This window comes from Dactylosporangium fulvum (assembly GCF_025137375.1).
Lineage (GTDB): Bacteria > Actinomycetota > Actinomycetes > Mycobacteriales > Micromonosporaceae > Dactylosporangium > Dactylosporangium fulvum.
This window is the reverse complement of the sequence record NZ_CP073720.1, coordinates 2596568-2619463: the sequence shown is the minus strand read 5'-3', so window position 1 is coordinate 2619463 and position 22896 is coordinate 2596568. Positions and strand designations below refer to the sequence as shown.

General features: G+C 73.3%; 21 protein-coding genes and 1 riboswitch. Of the genes, 10 read left to right on the top strand and 11 right to left on the bottom strand.

The window, feature by feature from the left end; translation table 11 throughout:
* Positions 1-27 precede the first annotated feature (27 nt).
* Positions 28-921 carry a DUF72 domain-containing protein gene (locus Dfulv_RS12225; protein WP_259862953.1) on the top strand — a complete coding sequence of 298 codons (894 nt, stop codon included), beginning with the start codon at positions 28-30 and terminating at the stop codon, positions 919-921.
* A gap of 69 nt (positions 922-990) precedes the next feature.
* Here Dfulv_RS12225 and Dfulv_RS12220 read toward each other — a convergent pair whose 3' ends face one another.
* The 5 genes from Dfulv_RS12220 to Dfulv_RS12200 form a co-directional block, all read right to left on the bottom strand.
* Positions 991-1728: a cobalt-precorrin-6A reductase gene (locus Dfulv_RS12220; protein WP_259862952.1), complete on the bottom strand. Its 738-nt coding sequence runs from the start codon at positions 1726-1728 to the stop codon at positions 991-993.
* Between the two features lie 65 nt (positions 1729-1793).
* On the bottom strand, positions 1794-3998 hold the full coding sequence (locus Dfulv_RS12215) for a ricin-type beta-trefoil lectin domain protein (RefSeq protein WP_319805789.1): 2205 nt from the start codon (positions 3996-3998) through the stop codon (positions 1794-1796).
* A 186-nt stretch (positions 3999-4184) separates the two neighbouring features.
* Positions 4185-4748 carry a hypothetical protein gene (locus Dfulv_RS12210; protein ID WP_259862951.1) on the bottom strand — a complete coding sequence of 188 codons (564 nt, stop codon included), beginning with the start codon at positions 4746-4748 and terminating at the stop codon, positions 4185-4187.
* 1270 nt (positions 4749-6018) lie between these two features.
* Positions 6019-7221: an ROK family protein gene (locus Dfulv_RS12205; RefSeq protein WP_259862950.1), complete on the bottom strand. Its 1203-nt coding sequence runs from the start codon at positions 7219-7221 to the stop codon at positions 6019-6021.
* Positions 7222-7324: 103 nt separating this feature from the next.
* Positions 7325-8386: a hypothetical protein gene (locus Dfulv_RS12200; protein WP_259862948.1), complete on the bottom strand. Its 1062-nt coding sequence runs from the start codon at positions 8384-8386 to the stop codon at positions 7325-7327.
* Positions 8387-8541: 155 nt separating this feature from the next.
* On the opposite strand from Dfulv_RS12200, the gene Dfulv_RS12195 reads away from it, so the two are divergent.
* From Dfulv_RS12195 to Dfulv_RS12180, 4 genes are all read left to right on the top strand, one after another.
* Positions 8542-9366, top strand: a complete 825-nt coding sequence (locus tag Dfulv_RS12195) for a LamG domain-containing protein (RefSeq protein WP_259862947.1) — start codon at positions 8542-8544, stop codon at positions 9364-9366.
* Between the two features lie 98 nt (positions 9367-9464).
* On the top strand, positions 9465-10334 hold the full coding sequence (locus tag Dfulv_RS12190) for an ABC transporter ATP-binding protein (RefSeq protein ID WP_259862946.1): 870 nt from the start codon (positions 9465-9467) through the stop codon (positions 10332-10334).
* Positions 10331-11164 (top strand): ABC transporter permease, encoded by an 834-nt coding sequence (locus Dfulv_RS12185; protein WP_259862945.1) that lies wholly within the window; start codon positions 10331-10333, stop codon positions 11162-11164. The genes Dfulv_RS12190 and Dfulv_RS12185 overlap by 4 nt, the downstream gene beginning before the upstream one ends.
* Positions 11161-11385 (top strand): helix-turn-helix transcriptional regulator, encoded by a 225-nt coding sequence (locus Dfulv_RS12180; protein ID WP_259862944.1) that lies wholly within the window; start codon positions 11161-11163, stop codon positions 11383-11385. The genes Dfulv_RS12185 and Dfulv_RS12180 overlap by 4 nt, the downstream gene beginning before the upstream one ends.
* Here the strand turns inward: Dfulv_RS12180 and cobM are convergent.
* The 5 genes from cobM to Dfulv_RS12150 are packed head-to-tail and all read right to left on the bottom strand — an operon-like array spanning position 11382 to position 17671.
* Complete coding sequence (gene cobM / locus Dfulv_RS12175; protein ID WP_259862943.1) at positions 11382-12122, bottom strand: precorrin-4 C(11)-methyltransferase; 741 nt, start codon at positions 12120-12122, stop codon at positions 11382-11384. The two genes, Dfulv_RS12180 and cobM, sit on opposite strands and share 4 nt — an antisense overlap.
* Positions 12119-13666, bottom strand: a complete 1548-nt coding sequence (gene cbiE, locus Dfulv_RS12170; protein WP_319805788.1) for a precorrin-6y C5,15-methyltransferase (decarboxylating) subunit CbiE — start codon at positions 13664-13666, stop codon at positions 12119-12121. Before cbiE ends, cobM begins: the two co-directional genes overlap by 4 nt.
* Positions 13657-15033 carry a cobyrinate a,c-diamide synthase gene (locus tag Dfulv_RS12160; RefSeq protein ID WP_259862942.1) on the bottom strand — a complete coding sequence of 459 codons (1377 nt, stop codon included), beginning with the start codon at positions 15031-15033 and terminating at the stop codon, positions 13657-13659. Before Dfulv_RS12160 ends, cbiE begins: the two co-directional genes overlap by 10 nt.
* Positions 14996-15598 carry a cob(I)yrinic acid a,c-diamide adenosyltransferase gene (gene cobO, locus Dfulv_RS12155; RefSeq protein ID WP_259862941.1) on the bottom strand — a complete coding sequence of 201 codons (603 nt, stop codon included), beginning with the start codon at positions 15596-15598 and terminating at the stop codon, positions 14996-14998. Before cobO ends, Dfulv_RS12160 begins: the two co-directional genes overlap by 38 nt.
* 6 nt (positions 15599-15604) lie before the next feature.
* Positions 15605-17671 carry a VWA domain-containing protein gene (locus tag Dfulv_RS12150; protein ID WP_259862940.1) on the bottom strand — a complete coding sequence of 689 codons (2067 nt, stop codon included), beginning with the start codon at positions 17669-17671 and terminating at the stop codon, positions 15605-15607.
* A gap of 33 nt (positions 17672-17704) precedes the next feature.
* A riboswitch (cobalamin riboswitch) is annotated at positions 17705-17881 on the bottom strand.
* Between the two features lie 117 nt (positions 17882-17998).
* Between Dfulv_RS12150 and Dfulv_RS12145 the strand changes: the two genes are divergently transcribed.
* The 3 genes from Dfulv_RS12145 (at position 17999) to Dfulv_RS12135 (ending at position 20218) form a co-directional block, all read left to right on the top strand.
* Positions 17999-18883 (top strand): hypothetical protein, encoded by an 885-nt coding sequence (locus Dfulv_RS12145; RefSeq protein WP_259862939.1) that lies wholly within the window; start codon positions 17999-18001, stop codon positions 18881-18883.
* A 218-nt stretch (positions 18884-19101) separates the two neighbouring features.
* Complete coding sequence (locus Dfulv_RS12140) at positions 19102-19764, top strand: hypothetical protein (protein ID WP_259862938.1); 663 nt, start codon at positions 19102-19104, stop codon at positions 19762-19764.
* Between the two features lie 55 nt (positions 19765-19819).
* Positions 19820-20218, top strand: coding sequence for a hypothetical protein (locus Dfulv_RS12135; RefSeq protein ID WP_259862937.1), 399 nt, complete (start codon positions 19820-19822; stop codon positions 20216-20218).
* 40 nt (positions 20219-20258) lie between these two features.
* Here Dfulv_RS12135 and Dfulv_RS12130 read toward each other — a convergent pair whose 3' ends face one another.
* Positions 20259-21017, bottom strand: coding sequence for a copper resistance CopC family protein (locus Dfulv_RS12130; RefSeq protein ID WP_259862936.1), 759 nt, complete (start codon positions 21015-21017; stop codon positions 20259-20261).
* Positions 21018-21101: 84 nt separating this feature from the next.
* Between Dfulv_RS12130 and Dfulv_RS12125 the strand changes: the two genes are divergently transcribed.
* Positions 21102-21617 (top strand): cupredoxin domain-containing protein, encoded by a 516-nt coding sequence (locus Dfulv_RS12125; protein WP_259862935.1) that lies wholly within the window; start codon positions 21102-21104, stop codon positions 21615-21617.
* Positions 21618-21626: 9 nt separating this feature from the next.
* Positions 21627-22880 carry a hypothetical protein gene (locus Dfulv_RS12120; RefSeq protein WP_259862934.1) on the top strand — a complete coding sequence of 418 codons (1254 nt, stop codon included), beginning with the start codon at positions 21627-21629 and terminating at the stop codon, positions 22878-22880.
* Positions 22881-22896: the final 16 nt, after the last annotated feature.

Here is a 22896-nt window from a genome sequence, read left to right as displayed (position 1 = left end):
GCCGCGCCGCGCGGTGAACTGGATCACATGAGTGTGATTCGGGTCGGTACGTCCTCCTGGGCCGATCGGGAACTGCTCACCTCGGGGTGGTATCCGCGCAGCGTCCGCACGCCGGCCGAGCGTCTCGCGTACTACGCCGGCCGCTTCGACCTCGTCGAGGCCGACACGAGCTACTACGCGATCCCGGCGCCGGAGACGACGGCGTCGTGGGCGCTCGCGACCCCGGACGGCTTCACCTTCGACGTCAAGGCGTTCGGCCTCTTCACCGGCCACCACGTCCGCGTGGCGACGCTGCCGAAGGACCTGCGCCCGCCGTCGGCGCCGCCGAACGGCACCGTGCGCCGTAGCGACCTGCCACCCGAGACCGTCGACGAGCTGTGGCAGCGTTTCCACGACGCCCTGGACCCGCTCGCGGTCGCCGGCCGGCTCGGCGTGATCCAGCTCGGCTTCCCGCAGTGGTTCGCGCACGGCGAGGCGGCGATGCGCCGGATCCTCGACACCGTCGAGCGCTGCCAGCCCCACCCCGCCGCGGTGGAGTTGCGCCACGGCTCGTGGTTCCAGGGCGACCGGGCCCTGAAGACCCTGCTCATGCTGCAGAGCGCCGGGGCGTCGTACGTCTGCGTCGACATGCCGCAGGGCCACCCGTCGTCGGTGCCCCCGCTGCTGGCGGTGACGGCGGAGCCGGCGGTCGTCCGGTTCCACGGCCACAGCCCCGACTGGGCGCGCGGCTCGAAGGAGGACAAGTTCCGCTACGCGTACTCGGAGCAGGAGCTGCGGAACTGGGCGGCCCGGCTGCGCCGGTTGTCGGAGGACGCGGACGAGGTCCACGTGCTCATGAACACCTGCTGCGCCGGCCAGGCCCAGCGCGACGGCGCCCGCCTGGCCGAACTGCTGGCCGACCAGCCGGCCCGCTCCCGCTGACCGGCCCCGCCCCGACCTGCCCCGCCCTGAGCAGCCCCGCCCTGAGCAGCCCCACCCTGAGCAGCCCGGTCAGGCTGCTCCGGCGCCGAGGAGGTGTTCCAGGGCGGCCTCCACCGTCGGGACCGTGACCGCGCCCGGCGGCAGTGGGGGGCGGTCGACCATGACGACCCGCAGGCCCAGGTCACGCGCGGCCGTGAGCTTCGCCACGGTCATCCCGCCGCCGCTGTCCTTCGTCACCAGGACCTCGATCGCATGGTCCCGCAACAGCGCCGTCTCACCCGCCACCGTGAACGGGCCGCGGTCGAGCAGCGTCGCCATCCTCGGCGGGGTCGGCGGCTCCGGCGGGTCGACGCTGCGCACCAGGAACCACGGCCGGGTCAGGTGGGCGAACGCCGACAGGCCCTGGCGGCCCGTCGTCAGGAACACCCGGTCCGCGCCGGCGACGGCGACGGCCGCCGCGGGCAGGTCCGGAACGCGGTGCCAGCGGTCGCCGGGCCGCTCCGTCCAGCCGGGACGGCGCAGGACCAGCAGTGGCACGCCGGTGGTGGCGGCCGCCTCGGCGGCGTTGCCGCTCATCCGGGCGGCGAACGGGTGTGTGGCGTCCACGACAATGTCGACACGCTCGGCGGTCAGGTAGGCGGCCAGCCCGGCCGCACCGCCGAAGCCGCCGACGCGGACCTCACCCGGCGGCAGCACCGGCTGCGTGACCCGGCCCGCGAGCGACGTGACGACCCGCAGCCCGGGCGGCAGCGCCGCGGCCAGCCGCCGCGCCTCACCCGTCCCGCCGAGGATGAGCACGGTCAGCACGCCGCAAAGACTAAGCCCCGCCCCGGCGAGCGCCGGGGCGGGGCCGTCATCCAGGAGAACGACTACTACGGGTAGTTGACCCAGTTGGCGACGTTCGTCGTGGAGTTCGACGGGCCGCCGGTGTTGTTGATGATGCGGGCGATCGTGCCCACGCCGCCGAGCGAGACGGTCACCATGTTGTGGAACTTGACGTTCGGGTTGTTGGGCACCTCGAACGAGTGGCCCAGCACCACGCTGCGGTTGGTGCTGAAGTAGCAGTAGCTGCCCAGGCCCCACGCCTCGTGGCTGGTGACGTTGTTGCCGACCTTGTAGGCGGCCCAGCCCTGCGCCCCGCCGCCGCTGGACCAGCTGGCCTGGTTCGGCACGTCGTAGGGGATCTCGTTCTGGTAGAAGTACGTGCGTCCGCCGTTGCCGTTCCAGATGGTCTGGAATTGCTGGTAGTGCTCGACGAACAACCCGTACATGGTGACGTCGTTGCCGTTGACGATCAGACCGTTCGCAGCCGTGTTGATGTTCCAGCCGACGGTGCCGCCGTTGCCGTGGTCGGCCCGCCAGATCCACATGTGGTCGCCGATCACGTTGTGGCTGTTGACCTGCAGGCTGACGGTGGCCTTGCCGGCGATGGAGCCGCCGATGCGGAAGAACACGTCGTGCAGCGACGTCGGGTTGGCGGCGTGGGAGGCGCTCGACCCGTTCGGGCCGACCTCCATGAGGACGGGTGAGTTGGTCGTGCCGGCGTCGAAGAGAATCCCGGCGACCTTCACCCCGTCGACATCGGCGACCCGCATCGCGACGATGCCGTTCTGCGGCACGAACGTCGCCAGGCCCAGGCCGAGCACGACGGTGTCCGGCCGGGTGATGTTGATCGTCTGGTTGAGGTTGTAGACGCCCGGCGTGACGAGCAGGTTCTTGCCGGAGGCGAGAGCGGCGTTGATGTTCGCGGCGTTGTCACCGGGCTTGACGATGTAGAACGTCGACAGCGACAGGGTCTGCCCGGCCGGGTTGCCGTTCGCCCACGTGGTGCCGGAGCTGTTGGTGCGCAGGGCCGGGACGAAGACGTTGAACGCGCCGGCGCCGTCGACGAACAGGTAAGGCTTCTCCCGCACGATCGGGGCCTGCCCGACCGTCGTGTAGGGCGGGTTCGGGAAGCTGTTCGCGGGGGCACCCTGGACGCCGACGAAGACCTGGTTCCAGTTGGAGCCGTTCCAGGAGCCGATCTGCGAGTTGCGGGTGATCCACTGCTGCTGCGACCCGGACTGGATCTGCCCGTCGACCTTCGTGTCGGACATCCAGCCGCCGGACGACCAGCCGCCGTCGGACAGCGCCAGGTTGCCGCGGACGTGCATCCGGCGGTACGGCGCGGCCTGCGACACCGACCACCGGTCGAGGCCGCCGGTCGGGTTGACGGCGAGACCTTCGGCGGAGCGCCAGAAGTTCTGGGTGGCGTTCTGCGAGCCGTCCGGCCACCAGTCGGCCTCGACGTGGACACGGCCGTTGATGACGGTCTGGCCGGGCGTGAGGCCGAGGCCGGCGACCTGCGTGAAGAAGCCGACGTTCGCGTCGACGTTGTAGGTGCCGGGCTTGAACAGCAGCGCGTAGCGCGCCTGCCCGAACTGGTTCGTCACCTGCTGGTTGAAGACCTGGTTCAGCCGGTTCTGGATCGTCGACTGCGGCGTCGACGGCTCGAAGATGGTGACGTTCGGGCCGAGGTCGGGGTTGTTCGGGTTCGTCGGCGGCTGGCTGGTCGGCGGCTGGCTGGTCGGCGGGTTGCTGCCACCGGGCAGGACCCACTGCTGGTTCGCGGCGGCGAAGCAGTCCCACAGGTGCAGCTTCGTGCCGTCGGCGGAGCTCGGACCGGCCGCGTCGAGGCACTTGCCGAGCGAACGCAGCGTGCCGTCGGACTGCTTCGACCACTGCTGGGCGGTCGTGCCGTTGCAGTCCCAGATCTGGATCTTCGTGCCGTTCGCGGTGGCGGCCGCGTTGACGTCCAGACACTTGCCGAGGGCGCGAATCGTGCCGTCGTCGGCGACGGTCCACTGCTGGGCGTTGCTGCCGTTGCAGGTGTACAGCTGCACCTGCGTGCCGTTGGCGCTGTTCGCGCCGGCGACGTCGACGCACTTGCCGCCGTAGCCGGTGATCTGGCCGACGGTGGCCGCCGACGCGGTGGTCATACTGACGATGCCGATGCCGGTGGCCACGAGGACGGTCGCCGTGACGGCGAGACCGATCCTCAGGCGTGGCAGCCGGCGGCGGGTGGTGGAGGGGGTCACTGCTGGTCCCTTCTGGGCGGCAGCCCGCGGGGACCCATGTCGGGGGCGGGTCCCGGGGCGGGCGGGAACCTAGATCTGTGAGGTTGCCTTACAGATCCACCGGAGGCTATTCCCACCCCGGGCCACAAGTCAATACGCGACTCGAATTAAGGTACTGGCCTGCTGATTTAAGGTTTTTGCCGGCACTCAGGCGAGGATCTGACCCGCCCCGCCCGCAGTCTCGTTGACCGCTTCCAGGTAAGCCTTCATGTCGGTGTCCTTCAGCCCACTGCCGGCCACGACGACGGTGTTGCCGACGACGAGCGTCGGATAGGCCTTGGCCTGGTCCTGGGCGTACGCCTTTGCCGCGTTCGCCGACTTGAACTCCACGTAGATGGCCTGCTGCCCGCGGTGCGGCAGCATGTCGCCCCGCTTCTTGTAGCAGTCGAACTGCTTAAAATTGGCGACCGCGGAACGGTACTTCGGGTCGACGCCCGTCGAGTTACCGTCCCACTGCCCGACCGGGCAGTCGGCATCCTTGGTGAACAGCTCGCCAGTCAGCTTGGCGACGGTCTGGTACTGCAACTGCCCGGCCTTGCCGGAGGAGCCGGCCTTCGCCGACCCGCTCGGCGCCGCACTGCCGGACTCGGAGGCGGCACCCGAGGCGGCCGCGGCCGCGGCGGGAGCGTCGGCCTTCTTGTCGTCACCGCAGGCGGCGGTGAACAGGAGCGTGGCGCAGGCGATGGAACCGGCGATCAGCAAACGCTTCATGAGAGGATTCGCTTTCATATGGTGGTACCGCGGGAGGCACGGGATCTCGGCTGGACGCGAGCAACGTATGCGCCCCGGCGTCCCGTTGAATCCCGGATGTATGCCACCCGACATCGAACGTGTCCCAGCTCACGAAAGCCCTTGCGCCGCGCCGTTTTCCGGACTGTCCGGACCCTTACGCCCGACTGGACAGCAGACGGTGCCGCACCATCACGCCGGGAACGCCGACGAGCAGGATCGACACCCTTCGCGCCGGACCCGCCTCCGCCCGAACAACTGCCGGAAGCTCCACAGTGGACACGGCGGCGAACTCCCCTAGGCAGCCGGCCGCAGCCGACCCCACACCATGACACCAGACCGACAACACAGCCAGCGACCAACAACACCGACCATCGACAGCGGCTGGTGGCACCACCGGCTGGCAGCAGCGGCCAGCGCCAGCGACCAGCGCCAGCGACCCACAGACCGACGAACCAGTGATCGACGATCATCATGAGCTGGCGACCAGTGACCGGGTGACTGGTGACGCGGTTGCGCCGAACCATGGCGACGACGCGAGGGAGCACCACGAACACCCTCCGCGACGCAACCACCGCAGTCGGTCGCCACGAGGCACGCCAACGCCCCACTGGCGCACAGTGCGACCAAATATCGGGACACCATCGACGAGCATCGAGGCGCGATCAGCCGACTTGGCATGATCGCGAAGACTTTGTGCTGCCTGGGCGACCACAAGTCTTCGCGATCATGAAAAATCACACTCATCGTCAGGCGTCGATGCACCAAGATGCCGGAAATGTCCCAACCGCCACTGCAGGTCGGCCTACGTAACCGGCACAACGGAGAGGCCGACGGGTCAGCACCCCCGAACGAGCACACACCGGCCGCACACACCGACCGAGCAAAATCTGCCGCACAGACCAGCCGAGCACACCAGCGCACAGACCAGCCACACAGACCAGCCGAGCAAGTCTGCCGCACAGACCAGTCGCACAGACCAGTCGCACAGACCAGCCGAGCAAACCAGCCACACACACCAGCCGAGCAGCCAGCTTCACACCAGCCGCGCACACCAGCCGCATACCCCAGCCACGGACACCAGCCACGCACCGGGCATCGTCGAGAACCGATCCAGGCGTCCATGACCCGCAGGCGTCCGTCGGTCGTCAGGTGCGCCCCGGCGACGCGCAGCGGGAAGGGAGAGTGCGCCCTGGCGACGCGCAGCGGGAAGGGAGAGTGCGCCCCGGCGACGCGCAGCGGGAAGGAGGGGCTAGCGCTCCGGGCGGCTGGCGCGGCGGAGGAGCTCGGCCATCGGGAGGGTCGCGGCGCCGAACGCCACGGCGTCCGGGCCCAGCTCGCACAGCTCTATGGAGACCTGGCCGAACGGGTGCTCCAGCGCCTGCTCGCCGGCCGCCGCGCGGATCTGCGGCAGCAGCCGGGTGCCCAGCGCCAAGCCGGCCCAGCCGCCCAGCACCACGCGCTCCGGGTTGAACAGGTTTACCAGGTTGCCGATACCCGCGCCCAGCATGCCGGCCGTCTCGGCCAGGATTCCGGTGGCGGCGGGCGTGTCGGCGGCGATCAGCGCGGCCACGTCGGCGAGCTCGTCGGCGGAGGCCGGGTGGGCGGGGTCCAGCTGACGGTACCGCTCCAGGATGCCCTCCGCGCCGACGTACGCCTCGAGGCAGCCTCGCGCGCCGCACCGGCACTGCCGGCCGCCGTAGACCACGGTCGTGTGGCCCCACTCGCCCGCGCTGCTGCTCGCGCCGCGGTACAGCGTGCCGTTGGTGATCACGGCCGCGCCGACGCCGGAGCCGACGAGGACGATGACCGCGTTGGCCGCGCCCCGCCCGGCGCCGAACCACATCTCGGCCTGGCCCTGCGTCTTCGCGCCGTTCTCGACGAACAGCGGCGCCGTGACGCCCCGGTCGCGCAGCAGCCCGTCGAACGATACGCCGCGCCAGCCGAGCGTCGGCGCGTACACCCGGACGGGGTCGGACTGCTCGACCGTGCCGGGCACCCCGATGCCGACGCCGAGGACCGTGGCCGGGTCGACGTCCTTGAGCACCGCGTCGATGCCCGCGACCAGTTGCCCGGCCACCGCCTCCGGGTCGGGCCGCGACGACGGCAGCGGCTCGTCGACCGTCGCCAGGCGGCGCATCGCCAGGTCGAACAGCTCAACCCTCACGCCGGTCTCGCCGACGTCCGCGCCGACGAGCCGGCCGTAGTCCGGGTCGACCCGCAACAGCACCCGCGGCCGCCCGCCGTCGGACTCGATCTGCCCGGCCTCGACGATCAGCCCCTCCTGCAGCAGCTCGGCGGTGACGCTGCTGGCGGTCGCGGCGCTCAGCCCGGTGATGCGGCTCAGGTCGTGGCGGCTGAGCGGGCCGCGGAAGAACAGCTCGGACAGCAGCGTGGACCGGTTGCGCCGCCGCATGTCGCGCGTTGTCGCCCGCTCGGCCTCGATGCGCACCACGACCGCCCTCCCCCTTGATCTGGGTGCGATCGTGTCACGCGAACCGGCATCACGTCGACACCGTGCGTCAGCACCCCGGTCAGCAGTCAGGTCAGCAGCCAGGTCAGCGGCGGCGCGCCCGCCGTACGGCGGCGACCGCCATCAGGGCCACGACCCCGGCGGCGCCGGCCAGCAGGACACCTCGCTGTCCGCGCTCCTCGGCCGGGGGCGGCGCGCTCGCCGGCTGTTGCGCCGGACGGGCGGTCTCCCGATGGAGGCCGTACTTCAGGATGCTCACCGGCCCCGGCTGGTCGGAGACGGTCAGGATGCTGTTGCCGTCGGGGCTGTACGCGACGGCCTCGCCCTGCGGCTCGTCGGGCAGCGGCGTGACCTTCGGCCGGCCGGTGGTGATGGCCTTGGCGACGTCGCCGCCGGTGACCTCGAACTCGTAGGCGTCGGAGTACGTGCGGACGACCGCCCGCGTGCCGTCGGGCGACACCGCCGCCCCGGTGATGAGCGCGCTGCCGAGGAAGCCGAGCGGGTTGTCGGTGCCGGTCCGGGTGGGCTGGAAGTGCCCGATCTCGGTGAGGTCGGCACCGGTGGTGTTGGCCGCGGTGTTGCCCGACGGCAGCGGCCCGTCGAGGCGGAACACCTCGCCGCCCGGCTCCTTGGTGACGATGACCGGCCGGCCCGCACCGTCGATGAGCAGCGCCTCGGCGTCGCGCGGCTGGCCGTCGGGGTACCGCAGGCGGTGGATCTCCGGGCGCTTCGCCCCGGGCTTGAGGGTCCACAGCGCGATCGTGCTGCGCCGCTTGCCGGAGCCGCCGGACAGCGGGCTGTTGTCGCCGATGTCGGCGACCCAGACGGTGCCGGTCCGGTCGATCGCCAGGTCCTCGGGGTCGCGGGCGGTCGTCGGGTAGCCGATCGAGCGGGTGACCGCACACGCGCTGTTCAGGAAGAACAGGCGGGTCCGGCGCGGGTCGGGGCTGGAGTCGTTCTCGACGAGGTAGCCGCCGGGGATCACCGCCATGCCGGACACCTCGGTCACGGCGGGGTCGGTGATGCGGCAGACCTGCTCCGGGCCCCGCTGCTCCTGAGCAAAGGCGGGAGCGGGAGCGGCCACAACACCGGCGACCACACCGACGACCAGACCGACGATCACCAGGAGCGCCGCCGCCGACCGCATGTCATCGAGTCTGGCAGACGGCACGTGGAGAACCGATTCCCAGCCGGGGGTTCACCCGGTTCGAGTGACCATACGTCGACCGAATGATTACCGAAAGCGTCGACACGCTGATGCAAACCAGCGGGTCGGGGCGGATTATGTGCCACATTTCGGACATGAAGACATGGGGGAACACAACCGCGACGCTGGGCATCGCCGCCCTGCTGATCGGGATCGCGGGGCCGGCGCCGGGCGCCGCCGCGCCTGCCCACGCCGCGCCCGAAGCCACGCCGGCCGCCACACAGACCGCCGCACAGACCGCCGCACAGACCGCCGCACAGACCGCCGCACCGGTCGTCGCACCGGTCGTCGTCGCGAGGTACACCTTCGACGCCACGACCACCGGCGGCACCGTCGTCGACGACTCCGGCCGTGGGCACACGCTCACCCCGTCGACCGCTCGCGGCGGCAAGGTACGGCTGGTGGAGCGGGCGCCCGGCCGGGCGGCGGCCTTCCCGGCCAAGTGCTCCGGGAAGAAGTGCCCGCACGCGGTGCTCCAGGCGCCGGACGCGCCGGACCTCAACCCCGGCACCGGCCCGATCCGCTTCGGCGCGACGATCAAGCTGAAGAAGCACCAGGCCGGCGCGGGTCAGAACATCGTCCAGAAGGGGTACTCGGCGTCGGGCAGCCAGTACAAGCTCCAGGTCGACGGCGCGGCGGGCCGCCCGAGCTGCGTGGTCGCCGACAACGTGGTCCGCGGTATCCACATCGCCCGGTCGGACATCGCCGTCACCGACGGCGCCTGGCACCGGCTCGAGTGCCGCCGGGCCGGCACGGCGCTGATCCTGCTGGTGGACGACGTGGTCCACGCGACAGCGACGATCCCGGCCACCCTGTCGGTGACGAACACGGTGCCGCTGAGCATCGGCGGCAAGGGCAACGGCGCCGACAACGACCAGTTCCACGGCAGCCTCGACGACGTCTGGATCGCCCTGGGCTGAGCGACCCCCGGAAGGCCCGCGACGGGACGGCCCCGTGCCCGCCGTCCCGTCGCAATTGGCTTGCGATGGAATGTAGTACAAGTGCTATGTTTCGTGGCATGGGTATGGTCATCGAGGTGTCCGGACTGCGCATGCGCTACGGGGACACTGACGTGTTGCGCGGCGTCGACCTGAACCTCGCCCGCGGTGAGGTGCTCGCGCTGCTCGGCCCCAACGGTGCCGGGAAGACGACCACCATCGAGATCCTCGAAGGGTTCCGCACCCGCTCCGGCGGTGATGTGCGGGTGCTCGGTGTCGACCCCGCCGACGGCGACGAGGCCTGGCACGCACGGCTCGGCATCGTCCTGCAGTCCTGGCGGGACCACGGCCGTTGGCGCGTGCGGGAACTGCTCGGCCATCTCGGGCGCTTCTACCGGCCGTATGGTCGCGAGCACTACGGCGTCGACGAGCTGCTGGGCCTCGTCGGCCTGACCGAGCAGGCCGACACCCGCCTGGCGGTGCTCTCCGGCGGGCAGCGGCGGCGGCTCGACGTCGCGATCGGCCTGATCGGCCGGCCGGAGCTGCTGTTCCTCGACGAGCCGACGGCCAGCTTCGACCCGCAGGCCCGGCAGGACTTCCACGGCCTGGTCCACCGGCTCGCCGACCTCGACGACACGACGATCCTGCTCACCACGCACGACCTCGACGAGGCGGAGAAGCTCGCCGACCGCATCGTCATCCTGGTCGACGGGCGGATCGTCGCCGACGGCAGCGCCGCGGAGCTGGCCCGCCGGGTGCCGCGGAAGGCGGAGATCCGGTTCAGCCGCGACGGCGAGCACTTCGTGCACTCCGCCGAGGACGCGACCCGCTACGTGCGGGAGCTGTTCCTGCAGTACGGCGACGAGATCGGCGACCTGGAGGTGCGCCGGGCGACGCTCGAGGACGTCTACCTGGAGATGGTGAAGCAGCACGAGAAGGTGAGCGCATGAACGCGGTCGGGGCGGGGCTGGAGCGGGGCTGGATCGAGTTCCGGCACAGGATCACCAGCCCCTGGGAGCTGTGGGGCGAGCTCTGGCCGTGGGTCATCGCGCTCGTCGTGATGTACACGCTGCGCGGCAAGACGGTGCCCGGCACCGACTTCTCGCTCGGCGCGCAGGCGGTGCCGGGCATCCTCGGCGTCATCGTCGTCTACACCGGGCTGCTCGGGCTGTCGCTGGCGCTGACGACCGAGCGGGAGGACGGCACGCTGCTGCGGATGAAGGCCGTGCCCAACGGCATGCTGGGTTATGTCGTCGGCAAGGTGGTCAGCCGGACCGGGGTGACGATCGCCTGCGTGATCCTCATGTTGGTGCCGTCGGTGCTGGTCTTCGACGGGCTGGCGGTGGGCCGCGCGTCGACCTGGGTGACGTTCGTGTGGGTGCTCGCACTGGGCCTGCTCGCACTGGTGCCGCTCGGCGCCGTGATCGGCGCGGTGTCCAGCGGGATGCAGAGCATCGGCCTGGTGTCGGTGCCGGTGATGGCGCTGCTGGCGATCTCCGGCATCTTCTACCCGATCACCGCCCTGCCGGAGTGGGTGCAGACGATCGCGCAGATCTTCCCGGTGTACTGGCTGGGCCTGGGCATGCGCTCCGCCCTCCTGCCGGACGCGCTGGCCACGGCGGAGATCGGCGACTCGTGGCGGCATGCGGAGACGGTCGGGGTGCTCGGCGCCTGGGCGGTCCTGGGCTTCCTGATCGCCCCGGTAGTGTTGCGACGCATGACACGGCGGGCGACGGGCACCACGGTGAAGCAGGCGAAGGTGGCGACGGATTCGGCATGAGCGAGACGATCCACAACCGGATCGCCATGCTGCGCGCCGAGCGGAAGGTCTCCCGGCGCGAGCTCGCCGACGCGCTGGGCGTCCACTACCAGACGGTGGGCTATCTCGAGCGCGGTGAGTACAGTCCCAGCCTCTACCTGGCCCTGCGCATCGCCGAATACTTCGAGGTCCCCGTCGAGGTCGTCTTCTCCACAAAACCCTTCCCGCGCCTGGGTGCCTAGCGCTTCCGCGTCGTCGAGTAGAGGTGGCTGTCGGGGAACTCCTCGGCGGTGAGGACCGGGCCGACGACGATGACCGCGGTGCGCCTGATACCGGCCTCACGGACCTGGTCGGCGATGCCGGCCAGGGTGCCGCGCAGGATCACCTCGTCGGGCCGGCTGGCCCGGGCCACCACGGCGACCGGGCACTCCGCGCCGTACCACGGCACCAGCTCGGCGGCGAGCACCTCGATCCGCTGCACCGCGAGGTGCAGCACCAGCGTCGCCCGGCTGGCGGCCAGGGTGGACAGTTCCTCGCCGGGCGGCATCGGGGTGGCGCGGGCCGCGGTCCGCGTCAGGACGACCGTCTGGGCGACACCCGGCACGGTCAGCTCGCGGCCCAGCGCGGCCGCGGCCGCCGCGAAGGCGGGCACACCCGGCACGATCTCGTAGGGGACGCCGGCCGCGTCGAGCCGCCGCAGCTGCTCGGCCATCGCGCTGAGGATCGACGGGTCGCCGGAGTGCAGCCGGGCCACGTCGAGGCCGGCGGCGTGCGCGGCGGTGAGCTCGGCGAGGATCTGGTCGAGGTCCAGGTTGGCCGTGTCGACGAGCCGCGCGCCGGGCGGGCAGTAGGCCAGCAGCTCCGCCGGCACGAGACTGCCCGCGTAGAGGCACACCGGGGACGCCGCGATCCGGTCCCGGCCGCGGACCGTGATGAGGTCCGCGGCGCCCGGCCCGGCGCCGATGAAGTACACCGTCATCGTGAAACCACCCACTGCGTCACCGGCAGCATCGGCCGCCATCCGAGGAACCCGCCGACGGGCGCGGCGCGGTTGACGGCGATGCGGGTCAGCTCGCCGCCGTGAGCCGCGTGGAGCTCGGCGACGAGCCGCTCCGACTCGACCGTGACCGCGTTGACGACGAGCCGCCCGCCGGGGCGCAGCGCGGCCCAGCACCGGTCGAACACGCCGGGGGCGGTGAACCCGCCGCCGACGAACACCGCGTCCGGCGTCGCGTCGGACGGGGCCAGGTCGTCGAGCGCCGCCGGCGCCGCGCCGACCACGACGGACAGTCCCGGCACGCCGAGCCGCGCCGCGTTTCCGGCGATCCGCCCGGCGCGCTCCGCCGACTGTTCGACGGCCACCGCGCGGCAGGACGGGTGCGCGCGCAGCCACTCGATCGCGATGCTGCCCGAGCCGGCGCCCACGTCCCACAGCAGCTCGCCGGGGCGCGGCCCGAGCCGGGCCAGGGTCACGGCGCGGATCTCGCGCTTCGTCAGCTGCCCGTCGCTGTCATACGTGCTGTCGTCGAGCCCCGGCACCAGCGGCACCCCGGCGGCACCGCGGCACGCCACGGCCACGACGTTCAGCGGTCCCGCCGCGCCGGGGTCGTGGTGGATCCGCTCGTCCGGCCCGCCCAGCGCCTCGAGGATCGTCACCTCGCTGTCCGCGAAGCCGCTGTCCTCCAGGACCTTCCAGACCTCGGCCGGCGTGCCGGACCCGGAGCTGAGGACGAGGACGCGGCGCCCGTCGTGCAGCACGCGCCGCAGCGCGTCGACGGACCGCCCGACGGCGCTCACGACCGAGACGTCGTCGACGGCCCAGCCGAGCCGTGCGCAGGCGAGCGAGACGGACGACGGGTGGGTGAGCACCCGCACGTTCCGGGCGCCGAGGAGCCGGACGAGGGTCGAGCCGATGCCGTAGTACATCGGGTCGCCGCTGGCCAGCACGCACACGGCGCGGTCGTGGACCTCGGCGAGCAGCCACGGCAGCGCGGGGACCAGCGGCGACGGCCACACGGTGCCGCGGTGCCGCAGGCCGGGCACCAGCTCGAGCTGCCGGCGGCCGCCGAAGACGACGTCGGCCGAGTCGACCGCCGCCCTGGCCTCGTCGGTGAGCCCGGCGAACCCGTCGGCCCCGATGCCGACCACGGTCACCGGGGGCGCGGCGGCGGCGACGGCGACGGTGGCCCCGCTGGAGGCCCGTTTCGGGGACAGCAGCACGGCCGGGCCGGGGGTCGCCAGCAGCGCCGCGGCCTCGGCCACGCTGCCGGTGCCGAGCGCGGCCGCCACCCGCGCCGACGGCGAGGGCACCCGGACCTCGGCGAGCCGCTGCGCGGGAAAGGTGACCACGTCCCAGCCGTGGCGGGCCGCCAGCTCGCCCGCGACCGCGGCCCGGTCGTCCACTGTGGACACGGTGGTCACCTCGGCCAGGTCGCCGGAGCCGGGCAGCGACTCGCGCAGGAGCGCGTCGAGCTCGTCCACGCCGGTCGCCGGGCGGGCGCCGATGCCGACCGTCAGGCGCATGACGCCACCAGCCGGTAGGCCAGTCCCGGCGCGCCGGCCCAGTGCAGGTGCAGGTAGGACGCATGCACGGAACCGGAGACGAAACCGTCGCGGGTGCCGGGCTGCCACGCCCAGGCGGGGGTCGTGCCGGCGGGCGGGGTGACGGCGGTGCGGTGGAACTCGTGGCCGCTGACCCGCGTGCCGGCCGGGGCGAGGACGCTGTCGGCGACGGCGACCGCGTCGCGGTAGCCGAGCGTGAGCCGCGGCGTCATCACCGCCTCGGCGTCGAGGATCCCGCACATCGGCCGCCCGTCGAGGGAGCGGCACAGCCACAGCAGCCCGGCGCACTCGGCCGCGATCGGGCCGCCGGCCGCGGCGAGCCGGGCCACGGCGTCGCGGAGCGGTGCGTTGGCGGCGAGCTGTTCGGCGTACACCTCGGGGAAACCCCCGCCGACGACCAGCGCCCGCGTGCCGTCCGGCAGCCGCTCGTCCCGCAGCGGGTCGACGGTGACGACCTCGGCGCCGGCGGCGGCGAGCAGCTCGACCGTCTCCGCATACCCGAACGAGAACGCGGCCCCGCCCGCGACGGCGACGACCGGGCGCCCGGGCACGGGTGCGGCGGTCTCGGGCGACCACGGCTCGGCGGCGAACGGCATCGCACCCCGGGCGACGGCCAGCACCGCGTCGAGGTCGACACTGCCGGCGACCAGGGCGGACAGCGCGTCGACCGACGCGGTCGCCTCGGCCGCCCGCTCGACGACCGGGACCAGCCCGAGGTGCCGGGACGGCGCGGCGACGGCGTCGTGGCGGCGCAGCACGCCGAGGACGGGCGTGCCGACCTCCGCGCAGGCGTCCCGCAGGATCTGCTCGTGCCGGTCGGAGCCGACCCGGTTGAGAACCACGCCGGCGATGTGGAGGCCGTCGCCGAAGGACCGGAAACCGTGGATCACCGCGGCGATCGACCGGGCCTGCGCCGTGGCGTCGACGACGAGGACGACGGGCGCGGCGAGCAGGCGCGCGACGTGCGCGGTGGAGCCGAACTCGCCCCACCCGGTGCGGCCGTCGAACAGCCCCATCACCCCTTCGACGACGGCGAGGTCGGCACCCGCCGAGCCGTGGGCGAACAGCGGCCCGATGCGCTCCTCCCCCACCAGCACCGGGTCGAGGTTGCGGCCGGGCCGGCCGGCGGCGAGCGCGTGGTAGCCGGGGTCGATGTAGTCGGGGCCGACCTTGAACGGTGCGACCGTGAGCCCGCGCGCGGCGAACGCGGCGAGCAGCCCGGTCGCGACGGTGGTCTTGCCGTGCCCGGAGGCGGGTGCCGCGATGACGAGACGGGCTACCAAGCTGTGCCTACCATTCGATGCCCTGCTGGCCCTTCCGGCCGGCATCCATGGGGTGCTTCACCTTCGTCATGTCGGTGACCAGGTCGGCGATCTCGACCAGGTCCGGGTGCGCGTCGCGGCCGGTGACGACGACGTGCTGGTTGCCGGGCCGGTCGCGCAGCGTCGCGACGACGTCGGCGATGTCGACCCAGCCCCACTTGATCGGATACGTGAACTCGTCGAGCACGTAGAACCGGTACGCCTCCTCGGCGAGGTCGCGCTTGATCTGCGCCCAGCCCTCGGCGGCCTCGGCGGCGTGGTCGCGCTCGGTGCCGGGGCGCTGGATCCAGGACCAGCCCTCGCCCATCTTGTGCCAGACGACGGGACCGCCCTTGCCGGTCTCGCCGAGCGCCTTGAGCGCCGTCTCCTCGCCGACCCGCCACTTCGGGCTCTTCACGAACTGGAACACGGCGATCGACCAGCCGGCGCTCCAGGCGCGCAGCGCCATGCCGAACGCGGCCGTCGACTTGCCCTTGCCCTGTCCGGTGTTGACGGCGAGGACGTGCTGGCGGCGCCGCTGCCGCGTGGTGAGCCCGTCGTCGGGGACGTGTTCGACCTTGCCCTGGGGCATGTCCGATCAGCTCCTGTCCTGCAGCGCGGCCAGTGGGATGCACGAGGCGTCGAGTGCCCGGGCCAGGCGCTGGGCCAGGCCGAGGCGGATCGGGCCGGACTCGCAGTCGACCACGACCGTGGCGACCCCGGCGAGCAGCGGCGCGACGGTCAGCGGGTCGGGACCGTCGGTCGCCCGGCCGTCGGTGACCACGACGAGCAGTGCGCGGCGGCGGGCGTCGCGCCGCCGCTCGCCGTGGAGCGTGTGGGCGGCCTGCCGCAGCCCGGCCGCGAGCGGCGTGCGCCCGCCGGTGCGCAGCTCCGCCAGGCGCAGGACGCCGACCTCGTGGCTCGCGGTCGGCTCGAGGACCGTCGTGGCCTGCCTGCCCCGGAAAGTGATCATGCCGACCTTGTCCCGCCGCTGGTACGCGTCGCGGAGCAGCGACAGCACGGCCGTCTTCACCACGCTCATCCGCTGCCGCGCCGCCATCGACCCCGAGGCGTCCACGACGAACAGCACCAGGTTGGCCTCCCGGCCGACCTTCACCGCCTCGCGCACGTCGTCGGGCGTGACCGCGCGGGCTCCGCGCAGTGCCGCCGCCCGCACCGTGTCCGGCAGGTGGAGAGCGACGATCTTGCCGCCGAGCGGGCGGCGCGAGCGGACGACCCGGCCGTGCCGGGAGACGGCCGGGGAGCGCCGCCCGGCGTGCGAGCCGGGCTGCCGGTTCGCCCGCCCGGCGACGGTGAGGAGCCGGGGCCGGTACGGCACGCCGGCGAACGCCGCCGCCGACGGCGCCTGCACGGCGTCACCGGCGCCTTCGGATCCCCCGGTGTCCGCGGGCGGGCGCCCCGGACCGTTGTTGCTCGCGGCGGGACCGGCGTCGCGCGGACCCGGATCCCGGCCCCTGCCGTCCGGGCCGTCACCCGGGCCGCCACCCGGGCCATCACCCGGGCCATCACCCGGGTCACCGTCCGAGCCACCGTCCGAGCCGCCCGCCGGGCCGCCCGCCGGGCCGCCGGAAGGGTCGGTGTCCGGGCCCGCGTCGGGGCCGCCGTCGGCCGGGGGTTCCTCGTCGGGCGCCTCCTGCTCGAGGATCTCCTCCAGGCGCTCGAGGTCGGCGCCGGGCGGGTCGAGCGGATCCCGCCGCCGCCGGTGCGGCAGCGCCAGCCGGGCCGCGTCGCGCACGTCCGCGCGGGTCACCGCGGGCCGCCCGTGCCACGCCGCGAGCGCCACCGCGGTCCGCGCCACGACGATGTCCGCCCGCAGGCCGTCGACCCGATACGCGAGGCAGATCCGCGCGATCCGGTCCAGCTCCCCGTCGGGCAGCGCCACCCCGGGCAGCAGGGCGCGGGCGGTGACGATCCGGGCGGCGAGCCCGGCGTCGTCCTCGGCGAAACGCGCCGCGAAGCCCGCCGGGTCGGCCTCGTAGGCGAGCCTGCGCCGCACCACCTCCGCGCGCGGCGCCGCCTCCTGCGGGGCGCTCACGCCGACGACGAGCCCGAACCGGTCGACCAGTTGCGGCCGGGGCTCCCCCTCCTCCGGGTTCATGGTGCCGACGAGCAGGAACCGCGCCGCGTGCTTCACCGACACCCCGTCGCGCTCGACGTGGGCGCGGCCCATCGCGGCGGCGTCGAGGAGCAGGTCGACGAGGTGGTCGGGGAGCAGGTTGACCTCGTCGACATACAGGACGCCGCGGTGCGCCGCCGCGAGAAGGCCCGGCTCATACGCCTTGACCCCCTCGGCCAGGGCGCGCTGCAGGTCGAGCGTGCCGACGACCCGGTCCTCGGTGGCGCCGACCGGCAGCTCGACGAGGGCGGACCGGCGGTGGGTGCTGCAGCCGGGCGCGTCCAGGGCGTGCGGCCCGTCGGGGCACTCCGGGTCGGGCGCCGCCGGGTCGCAGGCGAAGCGGCAGCCGGTCACCACCGCGACCTCGGGCAGCAGGGCGGCCAGGGCCCGCACGACGGTCGACTTGGCGGTGCCCTTCTCGCCCCGGACGAGGACGCCGCCGATCGCCGGTGAGACGGCGGTGAGCAGGAGCGCCAGGCGCAGGTCGGCGAGGCCGACCACGGCCGAGAACGGATACGGCGGGGTCACGACACATCCCTTCGGCGGGTCCGCGCCCGCAAGGTGCTGGCTGAACAAGCGGCCGGAGTCTCCTGACTCCCGGATCGCCGCCGTCCCCCGGCCTTCCGGCTTGTTACGGCCGTGGCCCGTGCGCTGGAGGACGACTCCCCGGTCACAGTGGCGGGACCGTCCCGGATTTCCACCGGTGTTCCTCCGCGTACCGCTCGCAGGTCATCGTGTCCCACGCGCCCCGGGACAGTCAACGTGACCCCGTCGAGCGTGACCCGATCGACAGTACGCGCTCACACCGCGCTCACACCGGCTCACATCGCCCTGTGCCCCGCCGATCGGCAGGGTATGGTGCGGCGCTGGTGGGGCTGGGACGCCGGCGCGCAGGCGGCGCTGAGCCTCCTGCTCGTGGTCGTGTCGCTGGTCGCCGCCACCCCGCTCCGCCTGCCCCCACCGGCCCCGGAGACCTCCGTGGCCCCGCCGGGCACCCGGGCCATGTGGCTGTGGGAGCGGGAGCAGCCCGCACCGGTCGTCGCCTGGGCCACCGCCAACGGCGTCCGGGCGATCTTCGTGTACTACGACCCGCGCGCCGACGCCGCCGAACTGGCCCGCCTGCGGCAGCTGCGCGCGCTGTGCGACGAGGCCGGTGTCACACTCGACGCCCTCGGCGGCGAGCCGACCTGGACGACCGACCACACCGCCGCGCTGACCTGGGCGCGGGCCGCCGCCGCGACCGGGCTCTTCCGCCGCCTGCACCTCGACGTGGAGCCCTACCTCCTGCCGTCGTGGCAGTCGCTGGTACCGCGGTTCCTCGCCCTCCTGGACGCGGTCCGGGCGGCGACGGACCTGCCGCTGGAGGTGGACGTGCCGTTCTGGCTCCCGACGATCACGGTGCCCGCGCCCGCAACAGAGGGCGGCACGCTCGCCGACGCCGTGCTGGAGCGGGTCGACGCCGTCACGGTGATGAGCTACCGCACCACCGCCACCGGCGAGAACTCGATGCTCGGCGTCGCCGGTGACCTGCTCGACCGGGCCGCGGAGGCGGCGAAGCCGGCCCGCCTGGCGGCGGAGACCCAGCCGCTCGGGGACTGCGCGTACTGCAGCTTCCACGGCACCTCCGGCGACCGGCTGCGCCGCACGCTCGCCGAGGTGGACGTGGCCGCGCAGCGCTACCCGGCGTTCGCGGGAATCGCGGTGCACCGGTACGACACCTGGACGGCGCTCGCCGGGTAGCTCAAGCCCGGGCGCCGGGCGCCGATCAGCGGGGGGAAGCAGCAGCACGGAATCCACGGAAGCCCCAGCATCCCCGGACAGACAGGACCTCTCCCCATGCGCCGTTCAGCCTCCATCGCCCTCGCCTGCGCCGCAGGTGCCGCGGTGATCCTGCCGGCCGCCGCGCCGGCGAGCGCGGCCGCCCGGACCTCGGGCTCGTCGTTCCGGTCCTCGCCCCGATGCTGCCCGGCCAGACCGGCTGGGTCAGCACCATGTGGGCGGCGACCGGCGACGTCTGCGACGTCAGGATCACCGCCGGCGGGACCGGCGTGGCCGTGACCTACCCGACGAACACCAGGACGTACACGTCGCTGGCGAAGGGCGACTCGCTCGCCGGGGGCCGCCTCGACTACGCCGCCTTCAACGTGTCGCTGAACCCCACAACCGTGATCTCGCTGGTACCGCTGCAGCTGACCTACTCGTACGTCGCGAAGAACGACGGCGCGACGGGCTGCGTCGGCACCAAGCGCACCGGCACCGCCACGGCGACCCTCCCCGTCGTCTCGGCGACCGGCGACGCCGTCGTGCAGAAGACCACCACGGTCACCGTGCAGAAGAGCACCCCGGTCTGGACCCAGCTGGTCTTCCAGGCCCGCAAGCCGGGCGTCGGCGACCTGCGGGTCACCGTCAGCGGCGGCCCCCAGGGCCTTGTCGTCAGCTACCCGGGCGACCGCGCCTACACCAGCCCGAACAACGCCGCCGGCCTGACCGTGGGCACGGACGACTTCGTCGCGGTCAGGTTCGACGCGACCGGCGTCGCCGCCGGCACCTACAAGCTGACGGTCAAGCAGGCGTACGGCACCACGACCGACACCAACGAGCTGACGCTCGTCGTGACGTGACAAGTGACGTGACCAGCGGCGTGACAAGTGGCATGACAGATCCGGAGGTCCCGCGATGATCCGCTCCCGTTCCCTGCTCGTGCTCGCCGGCCTCGCGCTCGCCGGCCTCGCGCTCGTCGCCGGTACGGCCGGCTGCGGCGACGCACCGGACTCCACGAAGGCCCGGATGGCCACGCCGTCGGTCGCGCCGGTCTCGGCCTCGGCGTCGGCACCGCTGACGCCGGAGCGGCGGGAGGCGCTGTTCCTCGCCGCGACGGCCGCGCACCTGTGCTCGGTGCAGTCGCGGGTCTACACCGACCCGTCGGCGATGGCCTCGGCGTACGCGTCGCAGCCGGTCTACCAGGACCTGACGGCCGAGCAGGTCACCGAGTTCCAGCAGCGGATCGTCAGCGAGCCGGCCTTCGCCGACCGGCTCACGCGGCAGATCCAGCAGACCTGCGGCACCCCGAAGTAGGGCGGCCGCCCGAGGCTGTCCAGGGCCGTCCGGGGCACGTTCAGCCCCGGGCGGCGGCCTTCCGGCGTTGTTTCACCACCTTGACCGGCTCGCGGCGGGCGGCGGCACCGACCATGAGCGCGATCCCGGCGATGACCAGGGCCGGGATCAGCCAGTCGGTGAGCACGAACGGCGTCGGCGGTGCGGCGGACTGCTGGCCACCCGGCTGCGGGACGGCCGGCGCGGCGGTCGGGCCGGCGGTCGGTGCGGCACCGGGCGCGGCGTGGTCCTTCTCGAGCGCCGCGGTCAGGGCGTCGGGCGGGCCGTTGGTCGGCGCGGTCCAGCCCGCCGGCGGCGGGGTCACCGGGCCGCCGTAAGTGAACCGGAGCGTGCCCTTGACCGCCTCGCCGTCGGAGGCGACCGACTGGTACGCGGCGACGTAGACGCCCTGCTCAGGCCAGTGCGAGACGGTGACCAGGGCGGGGAAGCCGGTGTTGTAGACCTTCGGCTCGAACTTGCCGTCGACGAGGAAGTACTCCTGCACGGGCTTGTCGAGCCGCTTCGGCTCGCCGTTGCGCCAGCCGGCGTCGACCCGCGTGCCCGACGGCGCGGTCACCGTGAACCAGGCGAACGAGGCCGGCTGCTCCGTGAAGTACAGCCTCAGGTCGCTCTTGGGCTCTTTGACGGTGCTGTCGGCGACCGGGTCGGACATGGCGAGCTGCCCGTGTGCCGACACCGGGGCCGCTGGACCGAGCACGGCCAGCGCGGCGACGAGCACCGGCACCGCCACCCGGGCAGCAATGACGCGGACCGATCGCATCGGCACATGATGCCGGGTTCCCCGGGGAGCGACAAGCGGCTAAATTCACAGCCCTGACAAACCCGCCGCCCCGGGAGACTCTCCGTGCCGACACCCCGCACCGCTCGCACCGCCCCGATCCCACTGGCCGTCCCGATCCCACTGGCCGTCCTGACGGCGCTGGCCCTCACGCTCGGTGGCTGCGGCGACAATCCGGCCCCGGCGCCGCAGCCCTCCACCACCGCCGCCGCCACCGCCGCTGCCACCACCGCGACAGCCGCCGGATCCGGCGCGTCCTCCCCCGCCGCCGGTGCCGCGTCCGGTGCCACCTCGGCCGCGGCCTCCCCCGTCGCGGAGCCCGACCGGACCGTCGTGGTCACGGTCGCGAAGCGGAAGGTCAGCCCGCCGGCGAGCCGCGTCGAGGTCACCAAGGGCAGCCTGGTGCGGATCACCGTCACCTCCGACGTCGCCGACGAGGTGCACGTCCACGGCTACGACCGGTCGGTGCGGCTCAGCCCCGGCGTCGCCGGCTCGCTCGACCTGCGCGCCGACCGGACCGGCCTGTTCGAGGTCGAGACGCACGAAACCCACCTGGTGCTGTTCCAGCTCGTGGTGCGCTGAGTGAACGCCATGGACGTCTTGGCCCACGGTGTGGGCGGGCGGCAGGACCTGCCGCTGACGCTGAGCCAGCTGGTGATCGGCGCGGCCGCCGCCCTCGTCGTCTCGTTCGTCGTGCTCGGCATCGCGTGGCGCGAGCCGCGGCTCGACCCGGCCGCCGGCCGGCCGGTGCCCGGTGCGCTGGCCCGCGTGGTGGACGCCCCCGCCACGACCTGGGTGCTGCGGATCGTGGGGCTGGCCTTCGCGGCGGTACTGGTGTGGTCGTTCACCCGCCCCGACGACACCGACAACCCGGCCGCCGGGCTGGTCTACGTCCTCTTCTGGGTCGGGCTGGTCCCGCTGTCGCTGCTGCTCGGCCCGGTCTGGCGACGCCTCAACCCGCTGCGGACGCTCACGCTCTGGGTCCGGCCCCGGCGGGAACTGCCGGCCGGGCTGGGCTACTGGCCGGCGGCCGCGGGCCTGTTCGCGTTCGCCTGGCTGGAGCTCGTCGCGCCCGAGCGCGCCACGCTGCCGGTGCTGCTGGCCTGGCTCGGCACGTACGCCATCGTGATGCTCGTCGCCGCCGGCGTCTACGGACCGGGCTGGTTCACGAAGGGCGACGCGTTCGAGGTGCTCAGCGACCTGGTCGGCCGGCTGGCGGTGATCGGCCGCCGGCCCGACGGGACCCTCGTGTGGCGCAACCCGCTCGACGGCATCACCGGCCTGCGCGGCGCGCCCGGCCTGGTCGCGGTCGTCGTGGTGCTGCTCGGTGCGACGTTCTTCGACGCGCTGACCGGCGCGCTGTTCTGGCTGCGGTTCGTCCAGGAGAGCGGGCTGCCGCCCGTGGTCACCGGCACCGGCGGGCTACTCGCCGTGACCGGGCTCGTCGCGCTCGCGTACACGGCCGCCACCCGCGCGGCCGGCCGCCGGGGCCGCGCCTCGGCGGAGCGGACGCCGGGCGAGCTGGCGCACTCGATCGTGCCGATCGCCGTCGGCTACACCGTGGCGCACTACTGGTCGCTGTTCATCCTGGAGGGCCAGCGGACCGTCGCCCTGGTCGCCGGGGAGCCGGATTTTGCGGTGTACTCCGGGGTCGTCACACCGACCGGGGTCGCCAACCTCCAGGTGACGACGATCGTCCTGGGGCACCTCGTCGGCACGGTGCTCGCCCACGACCGGGCCCTGCGCCTGTTCCCGCGGGCCCGGGCGGTCACCGGCCAGGTGCCGCTGCTCGGGCTGATGGTGGCCTACACGGTGACCGGACTGCTGCTGCTGTTCACCGGCTGAGGTGGTGGGCGGCATC

What these genes read in the sequence shown, in the direction of transcription:
- Dfulv_RS12160 (WP_259862942.1), bottom strand. Translation starts at nt 15,033, where the DNA reads ATGCCGGCCGGAAGGGCCAGCAGGGCATCGAATGGTAGGCACAGCTTG.
- Dfulv_RS12180 (WP_259862944.1), top strand. Translation starts at nt 11,161, where the DNA reads ATGAGCGAGACGATCCACAACCGGATCGCCATGCTGCGCGCCGAGCGG.
- Dfulv_RS12130 (WP_259862936.1), bottom strand. Translation starts at nt 21,017, where the DNA reads ATGCGATCGGTCCGCGTCATTGCTGCCCGGGTGGCGGTGCCGGTGCTC.
- Dfulv_RS12135 (WP_259862937.1), top strand. Translation starts at nt 19,820, where the DNA reads ATGATCCGCTCCCGTTCCCTGCTCGTGCTCGCCGGCCTCGCGCTCGCC.
- cobM (WP_259862943.1), bottom strand. Translation starts at nt 12,122, where the DNA reads ATGACGGTGTACTTCATCGGCGCCGGGCCGGGCGCCGCGGACCTCATC.
- Dfulv_RS12210 (WP_259862951.1), bottom strand. Translation starts at nt 4,748, where the DNA reads ATGAAGCGTTTGCTGATCGCCGGTTCCATCGCCTGCGCCACGCTCCTG.
- Dfulv_RS12190 (WP_259862946.1), top strand. Translation starts at nt 9,465, where the DNA reads ATGGGTATGGTCATCGAGGTGTCCGGACTGCGCATGCGCTACGGGGAC.
- Dfulv_RS12185 (WP_259862945.1), top strand. Translation starts at nt 10,331, where the DNA reads ATGAACGCGGTCGGGGCGGGGCTGGAGCGGGGCTGGATCGAGTTCCGG.
- Dfulv_RS12145 (WP_259862939.1), top strand. Translation starts at nt 17,999, where the DNA reads ATGGTGCGGCGCTGGTGGGGCTGGGACGCCGGCGCGCAGGCGGCGCTG.
- cbiE (WP_319805788.1), bottom strand. Translation starts at nt 13,666, where the DNA reads ATGCGCCTGACGGTCGGCATCGGCGCCCGCCCGGCGACCGGCGTGGAC.
- cobO (WP_259862941.1), bottom strand. Translation starts at nt 15,598, where the DNA reads ATGCCCCAGGGCAAGGTCGAACACGTCCCCGACGACGGGCTCACCACG.
- Dfulv_RS12120 (WP_259862934.1), top strand. Translation starts at nt 21,627, where the DNA reads ATGGACGTCTTGGCCCACGGTGTGGGCGGGCGGCAGGACCTGCCGCTG.
- Dfulv_RS12140 (WP_259862938.1), top strand. Translation starts at nt 19,102, where the DNA reads ATGCTGCCCGGCCAGACCGGCTGGGTCAGCACCATGTGGGCGGCGACC.
- Dfulv_RS12225 (WP_259862953.1), top strand. Translation starts at nt 28, where the DNA reads ATGAGTGTGATTCGGGTCGGTACGTCCTCCTGGGCCGATCGGGAACTG.
- Dfulv_RS12195 (WP_259862947.1), top strand. Translation starts at nt 8,542, where the DNA reads ATGAAGACATGGGGGAACACAACCGCGACGCTGGGCATCGCCGCCCTG.
- Dfulv_RS12200 (WP_259862948.1), bottom strand. Translation starts at nt 8,386, where the DNA reads ATGCGGTCGGCGGCGGCGCTCCTGGTGATCGTCGGTCTGGTCGTCGGT.